The 22,495-nt window shown below is 38.8% G+C and carries 23 protein-coding genes; 8 read left to right on the top strand and 15 right to left on the bottom strand.

What is annotated here, in order from left to right; genetic code table 11:
- Positions 1 to 134 precede the first annotated feature (134 nt).
- Together BLR60_RS19615 and BLR60_RS19610 are read right to left on the bottom strand one after the other, a co-directional pair.
- A complete protein-coding gene (locus tag BLR60_RS19615; RefSeq protein WP_090503039.1) occupies positions 135 to 689 on the bottom strand; it encodes an NUDIX domain-containing protein in 555 nt (184 codons plus the stop codon).
- Positions 690 to 868: 179 nt separating this feature from the next.
- Positions 869 to 3,355 carry a TonB-dependent receptor gene (locus tag BLR60_RS19610; RefSeq protein ID WP_090502940.1) on the bottom strand — a complete coding sequence of 829 codons (2,487 nt, stop codon included), beginning with the start codon at positions 3,353 to 3,355 and terminating at the stop codon, positions 869 to 871.
- A 270-nt stretch (positions 3,356 to 3,625) separates the two neighbouring features.
- Here BLR60_RS19610 and BLR60_RS19605 point away from each other — a divergent pair, with 270 nt between their 5' ends.
- Entirely contained in the window at positions 3,626 to 4,552 is a 927-nt protein-coding gene (locus BLR60_RS19605; RefSeq protein WP_090503037.1) for a 2-hydroxyacid dehydrogenase, read from the top strand.
- 306 nt (positions 4,553 to 4,858) lie between these two features.
- A complete protein-coding gene (locus tag BLR60_RS19600; protein WP_090502938.1) occupies positions 4,859 to 5,326 on the top strand; it encodes an OsmC family protein in 468 nt (155 codons plus the stop codon).
- Positions 5,327 to 5,383: 57 nt separating this feature from the next.
- Here the strand turns inward: BLR60_RS19600 and BLR60_RS19595 are convergent, their stop codons facing one another.
- Positions 5,384 to 7,264 carry a M1 family metallopeptidase gene (locus BLR60_RS19595; protein ID WP_090502935.1) on the bottom strand — a complete coding sequence of 627 codons (1,881 nt, stop codon included), beginning with the start codon at positions 7,262 to 7,264 and terminating at the stop codon, positions 5,384 to 5,386.
- A 276-nt stretch (positions 7,265 to 7,540) separates the two neighbouring features.
- Here BLR60_RS19595 and greA point away from each other — a divergent pair, with 276 nt between their 5' ends.
- Both greA and BLR60_RS19585 read left to right on the top strand, forming a co-directional pair.
- On the top strand, positions 7,541 to 8,014 hold the full coding sequence (gene greA / locus BLR60_RS19590; RefSeq protein ID WP_010603520.1) for a transcription elongation factor GreA: 474 nt from the start codon (positions 7,541 to 7,543) through the stop codon (positions 8,012 to 8,014).
- Between the two features lie 84 nt (positions 8,015 to 8,098).
- Complete coding sequence (locus BLR60_RS19585) at positions 8,099 to 8,497, top strand: HIT family protein (protein ID WP_090502933.1); 399 nt, start codon at positions 8,099 to 8,101, stop codon at positions 8,495 to 8,497.
- A 56-nt stretch (positions 8,498 to 8,553) separates the two neighbouring features.
- Here the strand turns inward: BLR60_RS19585 and BLR60_RS19580 are convergent, their stop codons facing one another.
- Positions 8,554 to 9,414, bottom strand: a complete 861-nt coding sequence (locus BLR60_RS19580) for a hypothetical protein (RefSeq protein WP_090502930.1) — start codon at positions 9,412 to 9,414, stop codon at positions 8,554 to 8,556.
- 178 nt (positions 9,415 to 9,592) lie between these two features.
- Between BLR60_RS19580 and BLR60_RS19575 the strand changes: the two genes are divergently transcribed.
- The gene (locus BLR60_RS19575; RefSeq protein ID WP_244155706.1) at positions 9,593 to 10,234 is read left to right on the top strand and encodes an RNA polymerase sigma factor; all 642 of its coding nucleotides are present in this window, start codon (positions 9,593 to 9,595) and stop codon (positions 10,232 to 10,234) included.
- Positions 10,231 to 11,415 (top strand): porin family protein, encoded by a 1,185-nt coding sequence (locus BLR60_RS19570; RefSeq protein WP_090502928.1) that lies wholly within the window; start codon positions 10,231 to 10,233, stop codon positions 11,413 to 11,415. The genes BLR60_RS19575 and BLR60_RS19570 overlap by 4 nt, the downstream gene beginning before the upstream one ends.
- Positions 11,416 to 11,421: 6 nt before the next feature.
- Here BLR60_RS19570 and BLR60_RS19565 read toward each other — a convergent pair whose 3' ends face one another.
- From BLR60_RS19565 to BLR60_RS19520, 9 genes are all read right to left on the bottom strand, one after another.
- Positions 11,422 to 11,703, bottom strand: coding sequence for a GNAT family N-acetyltransferase (locus BLR60_RS19565; RefSeq protein WP_090502926.1), 282 nt, complete (start codon positions 11,701 to 11,703; stop codon positions 11,422 to 11,424).
- A 5-nt stretch (positions 11,704 to 11,708) separates the two neighbouring features.
- Positions 11,709 to 12,599 carry a pirin family protein gene (locus tag BLR60_RS19560; protein WP_090502924.1) on the bottom strand — a complete coding sequence of 297 codons (891 nt, stop codon included), beginning with the start codon at positions 12,597 to 12,599 and terminating at the stop codon, positions 11,709 to 11,711.
- 563 nt (positions 12,600 to 13,162) lie between these two features.
- Positions 13,163 to 14,263, bottom strand: a complete 1,101-nt coding sequence (locus BLR60_RS19550; protein WP_090502921.1) for an NADH:flavin oxidoreductase — start codon at positions 14,261 to 14,263, stop codon at positions 13,163 to 13,165.
- Positions 14,264 to 14,274: 11 nt separating this feature from the next.
- Positions 14,275 to 14,577, bottom strand: a complete 303-nt coding sequence (locus BLR60_RS19545) for an ArsR/SmtB family transcription factor (RefSeq protein WP_090502920.1) — start codon at positions 14,575 to 14,577, stop codon at positions 14,275 to 14,277.
- A gap of 456 nt (positions 14,578 to 15,033) precedes the next feature.
- A complete protein-coding gene (locus BLR60_RS25125; RefSeq protein ID WP_208600684.1) occupies positions 15,034 to 15,567 on the bottom strand; it encodes a hypothetical protein in 534 nt (177 codons plus the stop codon).
- Positions 15,568 to 15,663: 96 nt separating this feature from the next.
- Positions 15,664 to 16,062 (bottom strand): winged helix-turn-helix transcriptional regulator, encoded by a 399-nt coding sequence (locus BLR60_RS19535; protein ID WP_090502918.1) that lies wholly within the window; start codon positions 16,060 to 16,062, stop codon positions 15,664 to 15,666.
- 111 nt (positions 16,063 to 16,173) lie between these two features.
- Positions 16,174 to 16,368 carry a hypothetical protein gene (locus tag BLR60_RS19530; RefSeq protein WP_090502916.1) on the bottom strand — a complete coding sequence of 65 codons (195 nt, stop codon included), beginning with the start codon at positions 16,366 to 16,368 and terminating at the stop codon, positions 16,174 to 16,176.
- 115 nt (positions 16,369 to 16,483) lie between these two features.
- Positions 16,484 to 16,708, bottom strand: a complete 225-nt coding sequence (locus BLR60_RS19525; RefSeq protein ID WP_056849153.1) for a CDGSH iron-sulfur domain-containing protein — start codon at positions 16,706 to 16,708, stop codon at positions 16,484 to 16,486.
- Positions 16,709 to 16,792: 84 nt separating this feature from the next.
- Positions 16,793 to 17,476 carry a GNAT family N-acetyltransferase gene (locus BLR60_RS19520; RefSeq protein ID WP_090502915.1) on the bottom strand — a complete coding sequence of 228 codons (684 nt, stop codon included), beginning with the start codon at positions 17,474 to 17,476 and terminating at the stop codon, positions 16,793 to 16,795.
- A gap of 443 nt (positions 17,477 to 17,919) precedes the next feature.
- Here BLR60_RS19520 and BLR60_RS19515 point away from each other — a divergent pair, with 443 nt between their 5' ends.
- Both BLR60_RS19515 and BLR60_RS19510 read left to right on the top strand, forming a co-directional pair.
- Positions 17,920 to 19,845, top strand: coding sequence for a histidine kinase (locus BLR60_RS19515; RefSeq protein ID WP_090502913.1), 1,926 nt, complete (start codon positions 17,920 to 17,922; stop codon positions 19,843 to 19,845).
- 13 nt (positions 19,846 to 19,858) lie between these two features.
- Positions 19,859 to 20,605 (top strand): LytR/AlgR family response regulator transcription factor, encoded by a 747-nt coding sequence (locus BLR60_RS19510; protein ID WP_090502912.1) that lies wholly within the window; start codon positions 19,859 to 19,861, stop codon positions 20,603 to 20,605.
- Positions 20,606 to 20,752: 147 nt separating this feature from the next.
- Here BLR60_RS19510 and BLR60_RS19505 read toward each other — a convergent pair whose 3' ends face one another.
- Together BLR60_RS19505 and BLR60_RS19500 are read right to left on the bottom strand one after the other, a co-directional pair.
- Entirely contained in the window at positions 20,753 to 21,487 is a 735-nt protein-coding gene (locus tag BLR60_RS19505) for an SDR family oxidoreductase (protein WP_090502909.1), read from the bottom strand.
- Positions 21,488 to 21,551: 64 nt separating this feature from the next.
- On the bottom strand, positions 21,552 to 22,436 hold the full coding sequence (locus tag BLR60_RS19500) for a helix-turn-helix domain-containing protein (RefSeq protein ID WP_090502908.1): 885 nt from the start codon (positions 22,434 to 22,436) through the stop codon (positions 21,552 to 21,554).
- Between the last annotated feature and the right edge of the window lie 59 nt (positions 22,437 to 22,495).

The following is a 22,495-nucleotide window of genomic DNA, read 5'->3' as shown; positions in this document are numbered from 1 at the left end:
CTGAGATGTTTGGAGGGAATAATAATTTTATCAAGTGTATTCTATCTGAAAAATGTCCCATCGGGACATATGCTGGGTAGAAAAATATGTAATATTTTTTATGTTCCGTTAGGAACATTTGGTGGTTATGGTCATTACAATTCCCCATTTATCAGCATAAGCTTCGCTTTTAAAATTGCAGCTACACTCATCGAGTCTGTAATTTTCCCATCTAACACCATTTGGTAAACCTCGCTGAAGGGCAATTTTTTTACAACGAGCTGTTCTGTCTCTTCAGGCATGGCAATACCTTGAATAAGATCGGTGGCGATATAGATGATGCTTAATTCGTCGCTTACAGAGTTAGAAAGATGCATCCTTTGGATCTCTTTCCAATTTCGGGCACTCATCCCCGTTTCTTCCAGTAATTCTCTTCTTGCACTTTCTGATGGTTCTTCATGGAGTGGCCCTCCGCCTTCGGGAATTTCCCAGCTATAGGCATTTAACGCATATCGGTATTGACCAACCAGCCAGGTATTGTAGTTTTCATCTAATGGAAGAATGCCTATGGCCAGGTTCTTAAAATGAACGGTTCCGTAAATTCCTTGCCCGCCAGATGGGTTAATCACCTGTTGTTCGGTTAAACGGATCCAGTTGTTATCGTATTTTACTTCGCTCTCCAGCGTTCTCCAGGGGTTAGTTTCTTCCATGATCGCAAGATAAGCAATCATCTTATTTTATAGTGCCAAATGAAGATTTCTTCAATTGACTGATGTATAAAAAGCTATACCAGAATCAGGTGTCGGCTGGAGCATTATAAAATGGAGAAATCTTTAACTATGTTAAAAGATTTCTCCACTGAGGTCGAAATGACGGGTTACCTTGGTTATTAAAATGATCCTTCATCAGGGCGGTTGTCCTGCTCTTCTTTTTTCTTTTTATTCGTGCCGGTAAAGGTAGTTTTTCCAAAGCGGTAAGAGAAAGTTAAATTTCCCATCGTTCCCTGAAACTGGCGTTCAAAATCAACAATGGTGGCTCTGTCTTCAGTGGTCATGCTCCATCTTCTGGTATTAAATACATCTCTAACATTGAAACTTAACGACGCTTTTTTGTTCGGGAAATCGTATTTGGCCCCACCATCAATTCCATACATGGCATTGCGTTTTCCCTGTGCCATCACTTCTGGAGCCCTGTAATCGCCGCGCACCTGTAACGATAAATTTTTAACTACAGTTAAATTTCCGGTCAGGTTGGCGTTCCAGCTAAAGCCACTGCTTGATGGGATGTCAAACCGTGCATCGCCAGCAAATTTTGCCTGGTACAGGTTTACGTTTGTGGTGAAATTTAAAGCTTTAATCAGGTCGAAACGGCCAATTAATTCTAAACCACTATTAATCTGGTTGGTTAAATTTTGAGGGGTTGAGGTAATAATTCCATTAACCGGTGTACTTCTTACGCGCTGAATCACATCATTGGTTTGACGGAAATACAAGCTTGAGGTTAAGGTTACTTTTTTCCAGTATTTGCTATAACCCAGTTCGAATGAGTGTACATCTTCCGGTAATAAATTCGGGTTACCACCTCTATAGTTTAATGGATCGGAAACATCTAAAAATGGATTAGTATCCCATGGACGTGGACGGTTTACACGACGGGTATAACTTAGTTGAAGCTGGTTATCGCCTTTCAGTTTCTGCGTTAAGAATACGCTTGGGTATATCCTTTTGTAGTGGATATTTCCCTCGGCAGTGGTTAATACATTATTCGTGTAGCCTTCTAAATGCGTGTCTAAACGAGCATCTTCTCCCCGTAAACCTATTTGATAACCAAAATCTTTAATCTGGTTCTGGTAATTGAAATATAGGGCATGCACCTGGTCTTTACTATCAAAACCATTGATTAATTTATTATTACTGATATAGATACTGCTATTGGTCAGGATAGAATCTGCATATTGATCATTTTCTCCTAAGCGGATCTGGCTACGGTAACCCACTTCAATTTTACCCGCTTTACCCACAGGCAAGGCATAATCCGTTTGGATATTATAGTTGGTGTTGTTACCGGTATTAAATACACGCTGTAAACTCAAAGTTTCATCAAGGGGTACGCCGTTACGGTTAGTAGTATTGGTACTGTAATACTGATCATTATTGTTGGTACCATAAGAATAACCAAAATTAAAGGTTAGTTCTTCTTTCGGTTTCTTAAACTTCTGTACGTAATCTAAATTTGCATCATAACTTGATCCAAAACCATCGGTGTTATTTGTTCTGTTGCTGAACAGAACCGGCAATTGGTTTTTATCTAATTGCCTGATGTCGAGCTGCTCATTGCGTTCATTTTCTCTTGAGTTAAAACCACCCGATAAGCTGATCACACTTTTTGGTGCTAAATAATAATCTATGCCTGCTTTGGCATTGTGTCCTTTGTCCAATGAGCTGGAAACTGTATTTTGGCTCGCAAACCTTGTTCTTAATGAATCTGATTTATAGGTAATGTCTTGAAAGCCACCGCCAACTCGATTGCCATAACGATAGCCATAGTTTCCATAAATATTCACTTTGCTGTTCTGAAAACTTAAGTTGGTATTGGCATTATAGTTATCGCGGTTACCTGCCGTTAAAGCAACTGAACCGTTAAAACCAAGTTTTGTATTTTTCTTAAGTACAATATTAATAATACCTGATTGGCCTTCGGCATCGTATTTCGCTGATGGGTTGGTGATTACTTCAACACTCTCAATAGAGCTGGCCGGGATAGATTGCAGGATTTGTGCTACATTGCCGCCAGCGATTAAAGATGGCTTTCCATCAATTAATACTTTAACACCTGAAGAGCCACGTAAACTCACATTGCCATCCATATCGGTAGAAACAGAAGGAACATTTTGTAATAAATCGCCAGCAGAACCGCCCTCGCTGATTACGCTCTGATCTACAGCGAAAATCTTTTTATCGATTCCCATTTGCATGCCCTGTTTTTGCCCGGTTATGGTAATTTCGCTTAATACATTACCTTTCGCCGTATTCATTTTAATGTCGCCAAAATTTAAGGTACCTGTGCTCGCTGTTATCGTTACATTATCCCTCACCATGGTCTGGTAACCCACAAAACTAATTTTAAAAGTAAAGGTTCCTGTAGGGATATCGGTCATCACAAAAGCACCGTTTACATCGGTTTGCGCTATTTTTGCGTTTTTGGCCGTCGCTTTATCTATTAAAACTGCTGTAGCAAACGGAATGGTTTCTTGTGTTTTTGCATCTTTAAGTACTCCGGTAATTTTTGCCTTTCCGCCTGTTTGTGCGAAAAGGTTAAATGATAAGCTTAAAAGTAAAAGGGTAATCTGTATAGTTCTTGATTGTAAAAGTCTCATTAAAAATAAAATTTCGTGTGTTTTTATAAAGGGAGACAAAGTAACGGCAACTAAGTTTAATAAACGGGCCGTAACTATTTTATTACAGGTATTTTATAGTAATATTTTTGTGGGGTAGTATTCGCCTTAAAGTTAGCGATAAGCTTCTTAGTGGCCGTTTTCAATTAAGCGTTCGCGGTTATTGGTTTTATAAAAACTATAAACGAATATTACAATTGAACGATTTACAAAATGTTACTTTTGTTTATCACATTGAGCATAAATGAACAGATGAAAAAAATATTAATTGTTGATGATCTGCACCCTGCATTTAAAGAGCAGGCCGTTGCCATGGGCTACCAGGTTGATGATGAACCACAGATTACCCGCCAACAAACATTAGATAAAATAAAGGATTATACGGGGATTGCCGTACGTACCAAATTTCGAATTGATGCCGAGATTTTTGCTGCTGCTACAAATTTAAAATTTGTGGCCCGGGCGGGGGCTGGTTTGGATAATATTGATGATAAAATTGCCTTTGAAAGAAATATTGAACTGATTAATGCACCCGAAGGCAACTGCGATGCTGTTGGCGAACATGCCATAGGTTTGCTTTTATCGTTAATGAACAACTTCCGCAGGGCCGATACCGAAATTAGAAATGGTGTTTGGGACCGGGAAGGAAACCGCGGTTACGAATTGAAAGGGAAAAAGGTTGGCATTATCGGTTATGGTTTTATGGGACAAAGTTTTGCCAGAAAGCTGGCTGGTTTTGAGGTTGATGTAATGGCTTATGATAAGTATAAAACAGGCTTTTCTAATGCTTTTGCCCGTGAGGTGAGTATGGAAGAAATTGTAAAATACAGCGATATAGTGAGTTTGCATATTCCTTTGACAGCAGAAACCAGACAAATGGTTGATGACGAATATTTCTTTCATTTTAAAAAGCCGATTTTCTTTATCAATACAGCCAGAGGAGAGATTGTAAATACCACCGCAGTGCTGAATGCAATTAAAAACGGAAAAATTTTGGGTGCTGGATTGGATGTGCTGCAAACGGAAAAATTCCCGGCCTTGGGCGAACAGCCCTGGTACGATGATTTAAAGCATAATAATCAAGTGATTTTAACCCCGCATGTTGGTGGCTGGACGTTTGATTCGTACCGTAAAATTTCGGAAGTCTTAGCGGATAAATTGAAAGCGCTTAATTTTTAACTAACATGACCTAGCAAGGTTCGTTGACAGTATTCCGAACTTTAATGGCAAGGACATTGCCCCACCTCAGGAAACTGTTGTTAACTAAACCTGATAGAACGGAAAGCCCGGAGCGCCGCGAGGACTTGGAGAGATAGCAGGGCTTTCGGAACCGAAGCATCACCAACCCTGATTTTCAAATTAATATTCATCACCTATAAAGACCTATGAGGTTTTCGAAACTTCATAGGTCTGAAAGTAGGGCGAATAATAGGAAAATCTCCATTTTATTTTCTAAATTGGCTATATAATCTAACCAATTTTATCATGCCGAAAGATCACTTATATTCTACCACAGTTACCTGGACGGGCAATAAAGGCTCGGGCACAATGGATTACCGTTCGTACGATCGTGATTATGTAATTTCAGTAAAAGGCAAAGCCAATATTTCCGGATCCTCAGATTCTACCTTTTTAGGTGATAAATCTAAATATAACCCTGAAGACCTCTTATTGGCATCAATTTCCAGCTGCCACATGCTCTGGTATTTGCATCTATGCTCTAAAAACGAAATCGTAGTCATCGATTATAAAGATGAAGCAGTAGGTACAATGGAAGAGTTGGCTGATGGAAGCGGAAGATTTAAAGAAGTTACGCTTCATCCGCAGGTTTTAATAGCTGATAAAGCTCATTATGAACTTGCAGCAACGCTGCATCATGAAGCCAATAAAATGTGTTTTATTGCCAATTCATTAAATTTCCCGGTTAAACACCAGCCAGTTATCAGTTATTAATCAACAGTTTTCAGTTGGCAGTTTCATAACTGCCAACTGAAAACTGCCAGCTGTTAACTATTTCGCTTCCCAAACATTGTCTTTCGGCGTAGCATCTACATAAATGCCATTATCCAAAGTAACTGACTTTACTTTTTTAGCAGTACTCAGCAAGATGTTCAACTCTTTTAGATTGGCTTTCCAAACTGCCGGACTTTTGTGGATGGTTTCGGTTTTTCCATCGGTATAGGTCACAATCATATCAAATGGAATGGCAAATCCGCCCACATTTTTAACCGTTACGGTCGATTTTCCTTTTGCAGTTGTTACTTTGCTAATGGCTAAATCGAGGTAATTATTGGTAAAGAACCAGTTTTGGAAAAACCAGTTTAAATTCTGCCCGGAACCTGCATTCATAGAGTTAAAGTAATCCCATGGAATAGGATGCTTGCCATTCCAGTTGCTCATATAGGTATGTAGTGCTTTTTTAAATAAATCATCGCCCAGCATATCCTTAAGCGCCAGGTAAGATAATGAAGCTTTACCGTAAGAATTATTGCCATAACCTGCGCCAGAAACCTGATCAGACATTGAAATTACAGGTTGGTCTTCTTCTGCAGATTTATCATTAATATAGTTGTTCACTCTAAATTTCCTGTAAAAATCATCAGCAGCCTGTTTACCATGCTCGGCAATGCCGATTAAATATTCGAATGTGGTGGCCCAGCCTTCATCCATGTAGGCATAACGGGTTTCGTTAATGCCCATATAAAATGGGAAATAAGTATGTGCCACTTCGTGGTCCTGAACCAGTTGTGCAAATACAGGGTCGCCAAATTGCGAATCGTTCACCATCATCGGATACTCCATATCTGCAAAACCCTGAAAAGCAATGGTTTTTACATAAGGATAGGGGATGCCCGGCCAATTGTTCGAAAACCAGTCTAACGCGTTAAGATTGTATTTAACCGAATTGATAAAGTCCTTTCCTGTAGTTGGGTTATAAGCAGCCTGGGCACTGGCACGGCGATTGGTTTTTTTATCTACAATTACGCTGGCACCGTCCCAAACATAGTGGTTGCTTAAGGCAAAGGTTACATCGGTAATGTGGTTTACCGCGAATTTCCAGGTGTTCCAGTCCTTTTGTTGCGTTACCTTCCCATCTTTCATTTCCTGTTCGGTAGCAATATGGATGACTTCATCACCGTTATATGATTTTTTTAAACGTGCAGAAATCTCCGGTTGCAATACTTCATCCGGATTCAGGAAATCTCCGGTTGCATATACTACATAGTTTTTAGGAGCTTTGATCGTGAATTCGTAATCGTTAAAGTCGTTATAAAATTCAGCCCTATCCGTGTGTGGAATGCGGTCCCAGCCATTATAGTCATCGTATACTGATATACGGGGGTAGCTGTAAGCCACAAAAAATGAGTTTGGATCAATCTGTCCCTCTCGTCCGCTTTCTTTTGATAAGGGGTAATCCCACTCGATTTTGACCGTCATTTTCGATTTTGGCAATAAGGGCTTTTTCAGCGCTACATTACCAACTGTTCCCCAGTTTTTGCTGTCCACTTTGTATTTTTGGCCATCTATCCAAAAAGCCTTAATATCTAAGCCTGTGCTTAAAAAATCTTCACTTACCGCACCGCTTCTTGGTGAGGTGGGTTTGTGTAAGTTGTTTACAAAGCGGATGGCCAGATTTTTTAAGGTATCGGAACTGTTGTTGCTGTATAAAATTTCCTCTTTACCGCTAACCACTTTGGCTTCGGCATCTACCTGAATATCCATGTTGTATTTACCATGGTTTTGCCAATAATTAGGGCCAGGTTTCCCATTCATCGCACGCGTACCTTTTGCATAGGCTGCTTTGATGTTCCTGGGCATGTAAAGTTCCTGTGCAGAAACCGTATACCCACTCAGGCAAACGAGGAGAGCAATAGAAAATAACTTTTTCATTTTTTAAGAATAATTTGAGCTAAAATAAAACTAATGATTGGATTTTGAGTACGTGTATGATTGAATGTTACGTATCGGCTTAATTTTGTTTCTAAAGTGAGCGGGTTGATGTAAAAAAGGGGGCTGAAATCTAAAAATTCCGTTAAATGTTAATCTTTTATTTGCTTTTGTAATTTCCACATTTTATCTTCGTTATAATTGAAGCAAGACTATGTAGCAAACCAACTATATAGTCTTGTTTGTTTTTTATGGCGTTTGAATAAAATTAATAGAGCAATGACAGAGGTAACATATTATACCCAAGAAGGGTTAGATAAATTGAAAGAGGAAGTTCATTATTTAACTACCACCGGTCGTCAGCTAATATCTAAAGCAATTGCAGAAGCAAGGGATAAAGGTGATTTATCGGAGAATGCCGAATACGATGCCGCAAAAGAAGCGCAGGGATTGCATGAAGCAAAAATAGCAAAACTAAAAAATACGTTGGCAAATGCCCGTTTAATTGATGAGTCTAAGCTGGATTTATCAAAAGTATTGGCATTATCTATTGTAAAAATAAAAAATGTTAAAAACGGTGCGACCATGACTTACCAGTTGGTGGCAGAAAGTGAAGCCGATCTAAAAACCGGAAAAATTTCTGTTAAATCGCCAATTGCACAAGGTTTGCTGGGTAAATCGGTAGGCGAATTTGCCGAAATCGAAGTGCCGGCAGGCAAAATGCAGTTTGAAGTGCTCGAAATTTCCAGATAAGGCAGAAGGTGGAGGGTTTAAGTCTTAAGGCATATCCTCCGCTATAAAAACCCTAAGCCTCACACCCTAAACCCTATACCACAAATGACTATCTTTTCAAAAATCGTTGCAGGCGAAATCCCTGCCCATGTTGTTGCTGAAACAGTAGAATATTTAGCATTTTTAGATGTTTCTCCATTAACGGCCGGCCATGTGCTGGTGATCCCGAAAATTGAAGTGGATTACGTCTTCGATATGGATGAAGATCTGTATGTTGGTTTGTGGATGTTTGCAAAAATTGTAGCCAAGGGTGTTAAAATAGCATTTCCTTGCAAAAAAGTGGGCGTTTCGGTAATTGGACTCGAGGTTCCGCATACGCATATTCATTTAATTCCGATGAATAACGTGAGTGATATGAATTTCAGCAAAGAAAAATTAAAGCCAAGCAATGAAGAATTGGCTGAAGCAGCTGAAAAAATTAAACAAGCCTTATTAGAGGTATAAAAAAGGCCGGCTGCGAAAACACAGCCGGCCATTCTACCCGCCTAACCCAAGTGTTTTTATTGTGCAGGGGCAACAGTTGCGTTTAACTGTAATACCGGCCAAGTTAATCCAGGTCCTTTTCCAATTACTATTCCCAGGTTATCTCCTCTTTTTACATCTGATGCCCAGTAGTATAATGGCCATCCTTTATAGGTTAATTGTTTTTTACCTATTGTGGCTATAGTAATTACGCCAACATCAGTTTTTGCAATGGCCGAGGGCACACTAAGCAATTCAGATTCATACACTGGCCAGATACCTTCTTGAGCTGCACTCCTGGTGTATGTATTTACACCGTTTTTGTCTGGTGCAAAAGCATACAAAGTACGCCCTTTGCTATCGGTTAAGTAAATGGTTTTTCCATCACCAACCGCATAAGTACTGGTGTAATTGATATTGTTCCCTGTTAACTGCGCATTCGCTAACATTAACGAATAATCGGGCTTCGCTACAAACCAGATTCCACCAACACCATCCCCTTTAATTTCACCTTTTGCAGCATCGCCAGCAAAATAGTAAAGCGGATATCCGCGATAAGTACTCTGTTTACGGCCATCAGCACGGGTAACTTCACCAACTTCAGTTTTGTTCAGGTTTAAGTCTGTACTGGCATCGGCTGAATAATAAAGAGGCCAGGTGGTTTCGCAACCACCTATACAGGTTGGTGTACCTGCAGCATCGTTGGCAAAAAAGTATAAGGTTTTGCCGTCTTTATCTGTTAATACTGATCCGAATTTGGCATCGGTTGCCAATTGGATTCCTTTATTGTTGTTAACAGGTGGGGTTGTTGGTTCGTCTGAGCTGCTTTTTTTGCAGGCAGTAAATACTATAGCTATACAAAGTACCGCCAATAGATTTCTTTTTAAGTAGATTAGCATAAGATTTTTGTTTTTAGTTTTAACTTTAATAAAAATTGATATGCTGCTATTACGCCCACAAGTTTTAAATGGTTGCTTCCATCATGAAGATTTTTAAACCAAGATGAATACTGTAAAATATTTTTAGAAAAATTGATTTTTTGAAGCAACCTTTCGTTGTTCCTCATCGTAATGTGTTTTGAAAGGAGAGTTTGTGACCGCTAACCGCGACAAAGAAGACATTCTTATACAAAAGTATGTTCAAGGCTGCATTAGAAATGAAAGAGATAGTCAAAAAGCGCTATATCAACATTTCTATAGCTTTGCTATGGGTATCTGTTTGCGCTATGCTAACGATCGGTTGGATGCCGCGGGAATACTGAATGATGGCTTTTTTAAGGCTTTTAAGCACATTGCCAAATATGAACCTACGAAAGCTTTTTTACCCTGGCTAGGTCGGATTATCACCAATACCGCGATTGATTATTATCGCGCTAATCTAAAATTTGCAGATCACGTAGATATTATTGATCATGAAAATGTAGCGCAGGTAAGTTCTGTTTATGATAAGTTGGCTTACCAGGATTTACTGGCCCTGGTGCAACAACTAAGTCCGGGTTACCGTACCGTTTTTAACCTGTTTGCCATAGATGGATATACGCATGAAGACATTGCCGAAATGCTTGGGATTTCGGTAGGTACATCAAAATCTAACCTGTTTAAAGCAAGACAAAAATTACAGGAAATGTTAAAAGCTACGGAAACGAAAACTTACCAGGTAAGGAGTTCGGACGTAGACAGAAACCTGTTACAGGTAAGGTTAAATACAAATACGCAATGAAAGAGGGAAAAGATATAGATAAATTATTTAAGGATGGATTGGAAAATCCTGACCTTCCTTTTAATGATTTAGATTGGGATCATCTGGAGGAAAGGTTGCATCCATCACCAAAAAGGAGGGTAGTGCCACTAATATGGTTAACTGCTGTGGCTGCGATAGCTGCTTTGTTGCTGGTGGTGTTTTTATTGGCTAAACCAAGCGCTGATCAATCTAAAAACAATCTGGTTAAAGCTAAGACAGAAAAGGATAAAAATACTGATAGACCTTTAAATGATAAACCAAATTTAATTAAAAAGCCAGCAGATGATACCACTTCTACCGGAAATGCGGAAGAAAACTTATTAGCTGGTAATAAGAATACAGACCAGGCCGACCATACGCAAAAGGGAGATGGAACATCAATTACGCAAACAATTTCCTCAAAAGTTATGAAAGCTGGCCGTGATAATAACCAGTTAGCTAATGTAATCCATAAACCCGAAATAAGGACTGAAACGGAACCAATAGCATTTGAAGAACAAAACATTGTATTTGAACCCGCTTATGGTAAGGTGGCAAAAATTAATGCGCCAATTTTTAAGAGAAAGCCTCGATTGATATTAAGTATACTGGCGGCACCCGATTTAACTAGCGTACAAAAGTCTGGGCAAAGTAGCTTAAGTGGCGGTTTTGGTCTGGAAGCAACTGTAATTCTAACCAAAAAATTAAGTGTTACTACAGGGGCATCTTATGCAAAGAAAATTTACAATTCGGATTTTAGGTTATATAAACCGAATACAAACTATGTATTTGGCATAACACCATCAAATATCCATGCCAACTGTGATGTATTGGATATTCCGATTAATTTAAACTATAAAGTTTTTGATAACCGACGTAATTCCATTTCCGTAAGTACCGGTTTATCCAGTTATTTAATGTTAAAAGAGAAATATAGTTTTTCTTACAGTGGCGCTTATCAGGGGCCTCAGGATTTCGAAATAAGAAACGAAAACCAACATTATTTGGGTATTGCCAATATTGGTGTAGAGTTTCAGCACAAAATCAATCATAATTTAAGCATCAGTGCTAAACCTTTTATGAAAATTCCTTTAACGAATATAGGCTATGGAAATACCAGACTATCTTCAACGGGCGTAGCCGTTTCGGTAAACATGAATTTATTTGGCAGGAAGAATTAATCAATATTAAAACAATACATCTTGGATTTCGGGTGTTTTATCGAAAACACTTTTTGCAAATGGGCAAAGGGGAAGGATTTTTAGCTTGTTTTCCCGGGCATAATCTACAGCCGCCATCACTAATTTTTTTCCTACACCTTGGCCAGCAAAATCTGCACTGACTTCGGTATGATCAATAATGAATTTGCCGGGGCCAGCCCAAACATATGCCAGAATGCCTGCTTGCAAGCCGTTATCCAAGGCTTCGAACTGTCCTTTCTTTTCGCTGTTTAGCTGTTGTATTTCCATCAGGATTATTTCTTTAGGTATGGATTTTGATTGGGTAAAGGCACGAAATCAGTTTCTCCCGGCACAGGTTTAAAAGTTTGTTCCAGCCACTTTATTTTGGCTTTTTCAATCAATTCCCTGTCAGAAGCCACAAAGTTCCAGTAAATAAAACGTTCTTCGGGAAAAGGTTCGCCCCCGAAAATGTAAACAGTGGTGTTTTCGTGCATGGTAAATTCGCAGAGTTTGGCATCGTTGGCAATTAAAATCTGGCGGGGTTCGAAAATATGTCCGTCGCTCTCTATTACTCCTTCTAAAATATACAGCGCACTTTCGCCAAACAGGTAATCGCCAATATTTACTTTCTCCCGTTTTGTACTTTTTAATTCTAACAAATACAGCGGACTGTACACTGGAACAGGAGATTTATAGCCAAAAGCCTCTCCAGCAATTAATTTAAAATGGACGCCATTTTGAGTCCAGTTTGGAATGTCTGCTTCTTCCACATGACAAAATTCAGGCTCCATTTGTTCTAAAGCTTTGGGCAAAGCTACCCAGATCTGTAAGCCATGGAGCATTTTATCGGTATGGCGAAGGTATTCAGGGGTTCTTTCTGAGTGTACAATGCCGCTGCCTGAGGTCATCCAGTTTACCTGCCCGGGTTTAATTACAATATCCGATCCCAAACTGTCTTTATGTGTAATTTCGCCCTCGAACAAGAAAGTTAAGGTAGATAAACCAATATGCGGATGAGGTGGGACATCGAGGTTCTCATGATCACTCATTGCAGCAGGCCCCATATGATCAATAAATGAAAATGGCCCAACCATACGTTTCTCTCTGAAAGGCAGGAGTCTGCCAACCATAAAATTGCCAATGTTCGCCGGCCTTTCTTCGATAATGAGTTTAATGTTCGACATGGGATGATCAATTTTTGATGTGAATTTAAGGAAAAAATCGTTAGGCAGATTGATTGGCCATGTCTAACACCATAAAAAAAGGATTTAGGTTTTTTTGAAAGCAATAACAGAAGCTTTTGGGTTGTTGTATTCCCGCTCCCGCCTCTGCCAATTTGAAGGAATTGGCATCCCGCTTTGATCGCCCGCCTGCAACGGGCAGGGGTTTAGGTGGCCACAGCATTGCTACTGTAAGAGGTAAAATAAACCCGACCGACAGCGTTATTCCGACTTTTTCAGTCGGGATTAAGCAAAGGGCGGGGCTGGAGCAAGCGAAGCATTGCAGGCACTGCTTTCCTAATCATAGAGAAAAAAACTATTCATTTATCCTACAACTCACGAAATTTCTACTTCGTTGCTAAAAAAGCCTGCTCGTAATGACGGACTAGGCGAGAGTGCAGCTAACTCCGTGATTTCTGTGTTTTCCGTGGCAAAAACTCTAAATGTTAGATGGTAACATCTGACATCACAAACAAAAAAGCATCCCTTTCGAGATGCTTTTAAAATAAAAAGAAGAAATATGGTTTTTATACCAATTCCATTAAAGCCTCTTTGCTAAAGCCTTTCAATTCTTCCATGCGGTTATTTTTAATTTTTTCCACCCAATTCGCATCTGCTAAAAGCGGCCGACCAACTGCTACTAGATCAAAATCGCCACGGTCCATTCTGCGTACCAGTTCGTCTAGCGAGCTAGGCTGTGAGCTTTGGCCTGCAAAAGCACCAAAGAAATCGCCATCCAAACCAACTGAGCCCACTGAGATTGTAGCTTTCCCGGTTACTTTTTTGGCCCATCCCGCAAAATTTAAGTCAGAACCTTCAAATTCAGGTTCCCAGAAACGGCGCTGCGAACAATGGAAAATATCAATTCCGGCTTCGGCCATTGGTGTTAACCATTGTTCCATTTCCTGCTCATTTTTAGCTAATTTAAAATCATAAGCAGCGGGTTTAAATTGTGATAAGCGGATAATTAAGGCGAAATCTTCACCAACCCGTTTCCGTACTTCTTTAATTACTTCAACAGCAAATCGGGTACGTTCGGCTAAGGTTTTACCTCCATAAATATCGGTGCGGTTATTGGTCGCATCCCAAAAAAACTGATCAATCAGATATTGGTGTGCGCCATGTATTTCAACTGTGTCAAAACCTAAATCCTTGGCATCAGCCGCAGCCTGACCAAAAGCAGCAATAGTATCGGCAATAGCCGCATCTGTCATCGGTACGCCGTTTTCGAAACCCGGACTATTAAAAGATGAAGGCCCTTCAAATGGGGTATCTGGCAACCAGCCTGAAGCATGATTTGCATGAATACCCTGGTGCCATATTTGTGGCCCCATTTGCCCACCGGCCTGGTGCACTTCATTAATTACCTGCTGCCATCCTGCTAAAGCTTCGGTACCGTAAAAATGTGGAATGTTGGGATCTGATGAAGAAGACGGACGGTTAATTACCGTCCCCTCTGATAAAATTAAACCCACTTCTCCGGCTGCTCTTTTTGCATAATACGATGCAACCTCAGCCGTTGGTACACCACCAGGAGAAAACGAACGCGTCATCGGCGCCATTACAATTCTATTTTTGATATTTAATGTTTTAAGGCTAAATGGCCTGAATAAACTATCTGTGTTCATATGTTTCTAAATTATAATTCGGTATTGATGATATTGCTTAATTTTTTTAAGCCTTCTTTATTTCGTTTGTAATAAGTCCATTGGCCCAGGCGTGTAGAGTTGATTAAATCAGCACGCTGCAAAATAGACAAGTATTCGGAAATGGTACTTTGTGATAAGCCACTTTTAAGCTGGATCTGCCCAACGCAAACACCAACATTTTCAAAATCGGCATTTGGCTGTTCCGGAAAATGTAACTCAGGCTCTTTTAACCAGCCTAAAATCTGTAAACGTGTTTTGTTCGAAAGGGCTTTAAATATTTCTATCTGATCCATGATGCAAATGTATATCGACTTTTCCCGATATGCCAATCAAAAGAATAAAGTTTACAATTGGATGTAAAACTTGATGATGAGAGAAAATGAATTATGGTACAAGCTGAAAGATGCTTTGATGCCTATTATTGACTGATTTTAGAGAACGGTCGTCATTCCTGCGCAGGCAGGAATCTTAATGCAATATATAAACCTACCGAGGCATTACGATTCCCAATCAAGTTGGGAATGACGTATCGTGAGAATGGTCGTTGAAGTTTAGAGAAAAAATGAGTTGGAATGGCTGAGGTCAGTGTCTTCTCTGCTTATGTTGCTAAGATTAAACTGCAAGGGCAAAAAACTGCTAAAAAAGAACGGGGATAAATCATACCGACCTATCCCCGTCATCTAAATTAACGCTCTCATATATATAAACAACCAGAAAGGTGATTTATTATATATGAGGTAAAATATTTTTTATTTTTTTGTTGCAGGCTTTTTAGCTGCTGCTTTTGTTTTCTTTTCAGCTGCCGGAGCTTCTTCTGTTGCCTCAGCTTTTTTCTTTGCAGGCGCTTTAGCTTTTTTAACTTCAAATGAAGGCGTTTCAGTTGCTTCGGCTTTCTTTTTAACAGGTGCTTTTTTCTTTTGTTCCCCGGCCGGTGCTTCTTCAACTACAACTTCTTTCTTCTTAGCTGGTGCTTTTGTCTTTTTTACTTCAGTTGCAGGTGCCTCAGCAACAGGTTCTTCTTTAGGTGCTGCTGCTTCAGTTACATGATCTTGTTGCAGATAGTTTGCAAGGATCTGTCTTAAATATACCTCTGGTTTAGGCATATTGATGATTGTTCCTGGTTCTTTATCCTGAGATTGTTTAATGTAAGCTGATTTAATTTTGCCCCAATCTTTAGAATAAAGTTTGATAAACATTTCTACAAATTGTTCGTCTGTATATTTTTTAGGCAACCTACCCAGCACTGCCTGAATTTTTTCTTCTTTTTTATGTAATACCGCCATGGATTTTATTTTGTACAAAGATAGCCGAATTTTATCATTATCGGTTTTTTGCTTTTTTAGGCGAAATGGATGATAATAAAGAATCGGCTTTTGCTTCTACAATGAAACCTTCATTTCTGCTGCTGATGATTCTTTTTTTCTATTCTTCACCAGGCGTTCGCGATGTTTCAATCCCCAATCTCTCAACTCATTAATTACCCGGTCAAGCGACTCACTGTAGGGCGTAAGTTCGTAAGTTACAGTAACAGGAGTAGTAGAAAATACCTTTCGAACCAGAAACTCATTTAATTCCAGATCTTTAAGTTCTTTTGATAAAATCTTGGGTGTAATTTCTCCAAGTGATTTCTGGATTTCATTAAACCGCTTTGGCCCATCTTGCAAAGCAATAATCAAAGGAAACTTCCATTTTCCATTTAACACATATAGGGCATCTTTTACTGCGTTTAAATTTGCTGTACAGGTTTCTTTATTACGGTGCTGTTTTCTTGATTCCATCGTACAAAGTTACAAGCTTTCATTGAAGACGTTGCTATCTTTTTGAATATAAGTATCTCTTTGATAGTTGCAGGTAAATGTGGTGAAAACAATAACACCAAACATCAGTAATTACTTCTTCCAGCCTTTTTGCATTTTTTTGTATGCCTTTTTGCTGATTTTTGACTTTTTCTCGGATCTCGATTTGCCCTTTTTCTTTCGGGCATTAATGTTATTTACCAACGAGTTTTTGACGCCTAACTTATTCTTTTTTTTGCCTTTCTTTTTATCCTTTTTCTTTTTGCTTTTTTTCTTCTCTTTTGCCATAATGTAGATTATTTATTCATTTAACATCAAATTGCATAGAAAGGTTCCGGTAAAAGTGGGGCTTGAAACAAAAATGCACCAACCTAGGAAGATTGATGCTTTTAAATACTGTTTATTAAACTTTTTTAGGCGGAAGATCGAATGCGATGGCTTCGTGCTCAAAATGCCCATTATGCGCGCCATCGCAAAAAGGCTTGTTTTTAGATAAACCACAACGACAGATCGAAACTATTTCTCTGCCCTGTAAGCCATAAGCATTACCGTTTCTATCTACTATTTCGAAATCGCCCTCTATCTTAACAGAGCCGTTATTGTTAATGGTAAGTTTTGTTTTAGACATGTTTTGTTATTTGTCTGGCAAAATTAAGCCATAAAAACCGCAAATTTTTTGCTGATTTCTATTTAGAAACATTCTCTTCTTGGTTTAAACCTCTTTTTTGATCACATAGGCAATCATATCGGTCCTGATCTCAAAACCAAGTTTTTGGTAAAGTTTAATGGCGCCTTCATTGTCATTTCTAACGTGCAGAAAAGGTATTTCCAAACGGAGCAATATTCTTTTAATCTGCTCTTGTAAAATCTTAAAAGCATACCCTTTGCCTAAATAATCAGGATGTGTACAAACAGCACTTATTTCCCGGTAAGGACTCGGGAAAAACCGGTGTCCAGCCATTGCAGCTAGTTTTTCCTCTACAAATATGCCAGTATAATTACTCAGTTCAATGGTTCTGGCGAGAAAGGGTCCTGGTTTGGTTAGTTCTACCAGGTCGATCATTTCATTAACATGTTTTAAATCCAGTTCTGTTATTTCACTTGCATCTGCCATGGGTATTTCTTTGCCGCGAAAAATGAATTGAAACATATCAATATGGGTCAACAATTTCCATGGCCCGGATATTTCTACTGGTGTTTTTGAGAAAAACACGAAAACACTTTCTGCCGGACTGATATGATAGAGTGTATTTAGATTCTCTTGCGAATTATCTTTTAAGCCGGCAAACGCGGTGATATCTTCCACATAATATTTTACCTCATCAGTGCCTTTTGAGATATGTCTATGCCCGGATGTTAGGGCATAATAAATAGGATTATCCAATACATGTTCCATCTGGCAAAGATATTAAATGCTTAATCAGGTGGGGGTAAATTTTTGGCTATACCTTGAGTTGCTTTGTATTCTAATTGCTCATTTATAGCTTCACAGCAAAACTATCTTTTCCTGAATTTAGAAATTGAAGCTGTATTTAAGTAAAAACGTTCTTTGCCTTAAGGGCATGTTATAAATATTGAGTTCATGAGTATTAGAACTGCTTTGTGTGTAAGCCTGCTGGCCAATAAGGTTGATACATTGAAGCTCAAAAGCACCGATTGTTTTACCCGCAGTATACCTTAAATTGAAATCTAAAATTAGTCTTGATCGAATAATTAACTTTTACCAGCGGATATCGCCTCAAAGTCCCCGAATATTGACAAAGGTTTTTTAGCTAAGCTTCCGATTGATATATTTAAGCTTTAATTTTGAGAAAATACTCAGCCATCAAACAATCAATAATGAATATTTTTTTTCGGTACTGCTTTATTCCTGTTTTTATACTTTTTATGCTCTGCCTGGTTTCTTGCGAACAAAAACCTGAGGCAACTGGTGCCGGCCCGTCGGTATCTGTTAAAGGGCAGTCTACCGCTGATCTGATCTCATTTATCCTTTCTTTAGATACGCTCAAGGGCTCTAAAAAGCTAAGGCTTATCATTAATCAGCAGGATAGTATGCTTTCCTTATTGCCGGATAAGGAAAAAAATCCCTTTTACCATTATTTTAGGGCAAGAAAATTTTCGCTTAAAAAGAAAAAAGATAGTGCTTTCGCCGCTTATCAACTAATGAAGGGATACCGCAAAAATGACGACATTGAACTATTGAGGAATAATATCATCATTTCCTATACCATTGCCAATGGATCGATGGTAGAAGCCACGCTCATGAACCGGATTTTCTCTGGTTTAAAAACAGCTGAGACACAGAAAAGCTGTTTAACCTATCTTTATTACGATATAATTGCACAGGCCTATTATCAAAATAATAATGAACGAAAATCATTGGAATACGCTGCCAAGTATTTTGCGGCGCATCCTTATAAAAATCATCCTATTATTAAACAACGGTATTTTGATATCTCTTTTTTGCTGGCTTCAAGGCTTGGCGATTTGAACAAAATGTTATATTATAATAACCAGGCGCGCATACTGGCTGTTGACATCAAAGACAGTCTCGCACTCGCCCGCACTTACGATAATCAGGCACAGATTTACAGTAAACAAAGGAAGACAGATAAGGCGTTGGATTGTAGCCGTATATATTTCCGTTTTCTGAAAAAAACGGATAACTTAAATGACATTGCCTATAATAATCTGGCTACAGCGTTTATACAAAATGGCCAACCAGACTCTGCTATCTTTTATTATCGTGCAGGGATAGAAATGGAAAAAAAAGATCCTTCAGGAAAGCGCAAAACTAGTCCTTATCTGGGCCTGATGGATGCCTACAAGTTTAAAGGAGATTACAGATCGGCTCTGGCTGCTGCCGATTCCCTTTATAAAACGGAAATCAGAAATAATAAAGCCATAGAGGCAGCAAAAATAGCCGAATTGCATGAAAAATACGAGGTAGAAAAGAAAGACCGCAGTATTAACGACCTTAACAGTCGCAATAAGTTAAATGAAAAATTGATTAATCAACAACGATGGTTACTGTTCATGGTATTGGTTGTTTCTCTTGCTGCGGTATCATTGTTTATTATCAGTTATCGCCAGCTTCGGTTAAAAGATAAAAACAAGCTTCTTGCAGCCGATAACCAGCGTTTAATTATGGAACAAAAACTGCTTCAGGTACAGCTTAATCCTCATTTTATATTTAACGCTATTTCCAATCTGCAGGGCTTGATCTCTTCAGGCAACACGTCTGAATCTGTCAGATATCTAAAATCCTTTTCAGGTTTGTTAAGGGCAATCCTCGAACAAAACAGAAAAGATTTTATTTCCATTGACGAAGAAATATCTTCTTTAAATAATTACCTGTTATTACAGCAAATGCGTTACGCTGATACTTTTACCTATCAGATCTCGGTTTCGGAAGAAATTGATGCACAGGGTATACTCATTCCCCCAATGCTTATTCAGCCATTCATCGAAAATTCAATCGAACATGGATTCAGGAATATCCCTTACAAAGGGCTGCTTAAGATTTCATTTGAAAAACAGGACAATCAGCTCGAAATAACGATAAACGACAATGGCTGCGGTTTAAGCAATACAGCCTCTGTCGATCAGCAAAAACAATCTTTGGCGCAAACCATCCTGGCTGAGCGATTTGAGGCACTTTTTTGCCGTTATAGCCAAAACGCCAGTTTTAAACTTACCGACAAAAAAAATACTGGGGAAACTGGAGTACTGGTAAAAATCAATATTCCGATTATCAACGATTAATATACACGCTAACATGAAACTTTATATATTGGAAGACGAACCGCGTATCTTGCAGCATATTTTACAAATTGTGAGCCGGATTGATTATGTAGAAGTGGTGGGCTCAGCCGCCGAAATCGCTATCGCAGCCTTAGAGATACCAGCTTTAAAACCAGAAATTATTCTTGCGGATATCAGGTTAAAGGATGGTGATAGTTTTCAGCTTTTTGAACAAATTCAGGTTACCGATTTTCAGGTGATCTTCTTAACTGCATATGACCAATATGCAATACAGGCACTTAATCTTGGTGCTTTTGGCTACCTGCTTAAACCTGTTGATGAAGAATCTTTAACGTCTGCGCTAAATAAATGCTTCCATCATCGTAAACAGGATTTATTTGATCAGCAGCAGTTAACCATCGCTAAAGAACATTACCTGGCCCAGGGATTATCGGCTAATAAGCGCATCGCACTCAAAACACTAGAGTTTATTGAAGTGGTCGCGATTGAAAGTATCATGTTGTGCAGGGGTGATAAAGGGTATACTACTTTTGTAATCAAGGGATCAAACGAAATACTGGTGTCAAAAGGTTTAAAAGATTATGAGAGTCTGTTATCTCCTTTTGGCTTTTTAAGATGCCACCAATCTTACCTGGTCAATTTCGCTTATGTTAAAAAATACTTCAGGGAGGGCTATCTTCAAATGGAGAACGGAGAAAAGATTCAGGTTTCCAGTAGAAAAAAAGAAGAGGTACTAAGGTATCTGGAGAATATTGCTTAGACTCCCCTGGGCAGGAAATATTTAAATTTATAGGCAAAACAGAAAAAAATTATTAACCGGCTTAGTTTGCGGATCTGCCCATGCAATGATTGTGCAGCTCATTGCTTGGGTAGATCTATATCGCTTAAATCTTAATTACAAAAGACTTTACCAGGGACTAATTCCCGTTTCAGGTGCACTATCATCGCTAAAAAATTGTCCGGTTGGTCCATCTGCACCTAATGTTGCGGCTTTTACTACCCTTGCCGCTGCATCAGTTACAGTGCCGGGACCTGAATGGTTATTAAAATCTGTTGCTGTGTAACCAGGATCAACAGCATTTACTTTAAAGAAGGTATCACTTAACTGATGTGCCAGTAAAATAGTATAGGCATTAAGCGCAGCCTTTGAAGAAACATATGCTGCGGGTTTTACTTTGTAGTATTTCCAGGTTGGGTCGTTATGCAGCGCAAGTGAACCCAAACCCGATGTAACATTAACAATTCTAGGTTCAGGAGATTGTTTTAATAAATTGATAAATGCCTGTGTCACTTCTATCACTCCGAAAAAATTAGTTTCAAATACCTCTTTAAATACATTTATATCAGTATCTAATGCCGCTTGCATATTACCGGCAATACCAGCATTATTAATTAATACATCAAGTGATTTGATTTTTTGAGTAAGCCATTCGGCTGCGGCTTTAATGGAGCTGGCATTGTCAACGTCAATTTCAATGGGTTCTACCTCATTTAAGCCTTCTGATTTTAACAGATCAACTGCCAATTCTCCCTTTTGGATATCTCTACAGCCCAGATAGACGTAATATCCTTGCTGTAATAACTGTTTGGCCGTTTCAAAACCAATGCTTTTATTTGCTCCTGTAATGAGTACTGTTTTCATATATACATTTTTTAATACAAATGTAGACCACGATGCTGATCATGGTAGAACACATTCATCGGTATTAATGGTACATTTTGCGGATACTGGCACGGTATGCAGACGGTGTTAGCCCTGTTTCACGTTTAAAAAAGCGGTTGAAATAAGAAGTGTCTGAAAAACCCAGATCAAAGGCAATTTCTTTCAAAACTTGATCGGTATGGAAAAGCAAGCGTTGTGCCTCTAGTATCAATCGCTCGTGAATGTGTTTGATGGCAGGTTTTCCGCTTTGTATTTTCACAACTTCGCTTAAATGTCCGGGTGAAATATTTAATAGAGAAGCATAATCACTCACTTCGCGCAGTTCCCTATAATATTCATTAATCTTCGTCAGAAAATCTTTTAACAACAGTTTCTCTGCAGAATGGCCGTTATCTTTAAACTGTTCAGTATACAGTCTGCTCAGGTAGGTGAGGAGTAAGGTGAGATAGGCCGTAAGCATACGTTGCTGCCACTCGCTCTGATTTTGGTATTCTACATTAATTTTTGCGAGCATATCTTCAACAAAATCAAGGTCAGCTGCACTAAGGGCCAATTCATGTTGATCATGTAAGTTTTGTATCAATGGAAGTTTGCTTAATGAAGCATTTTCCTGAAGCGAAAGAAATTCCTTTGTAAAGGCAATTCCGGTACTCCATAACTGTTTAAAACCCTCTTTAACAATGATCTGATTTGGTCCCGAAAAATAAAGCGTATTATTTTTAAGCTTATAGGGCGTCATATCAATCCACTGGCGACTATCTGCTTTTCTGATCAAAACGATAAGGTAATGGTTTTTACGGTGTGGAATCAGCAGTTCCGATTGGTTTGGTAAAGTGCCTTCAAATTGATATAACCTAAAGTGTTTATTACCTGCAATGTCATCAGGTTCTAACTTGTAAATGGGCAATTTTTGGTTGTGTGACAGCATGGGTTACTTACAATTTAAAAAAAACATGATGGGTGGATGGATAATATACATTGATTTTT

Source organism: Pedobacter terrae (genome assembly GCF_900100705.1).
GTDB lineage: Bacteria > Bacteroidota > Bacteroidia > Sphingobacteriales > Sphingobacteriaceae > Pedobacter > Pedobacter terrae.
This window is presented reverse-complemented; position numbering and strand designations above follow the sequence as displayed.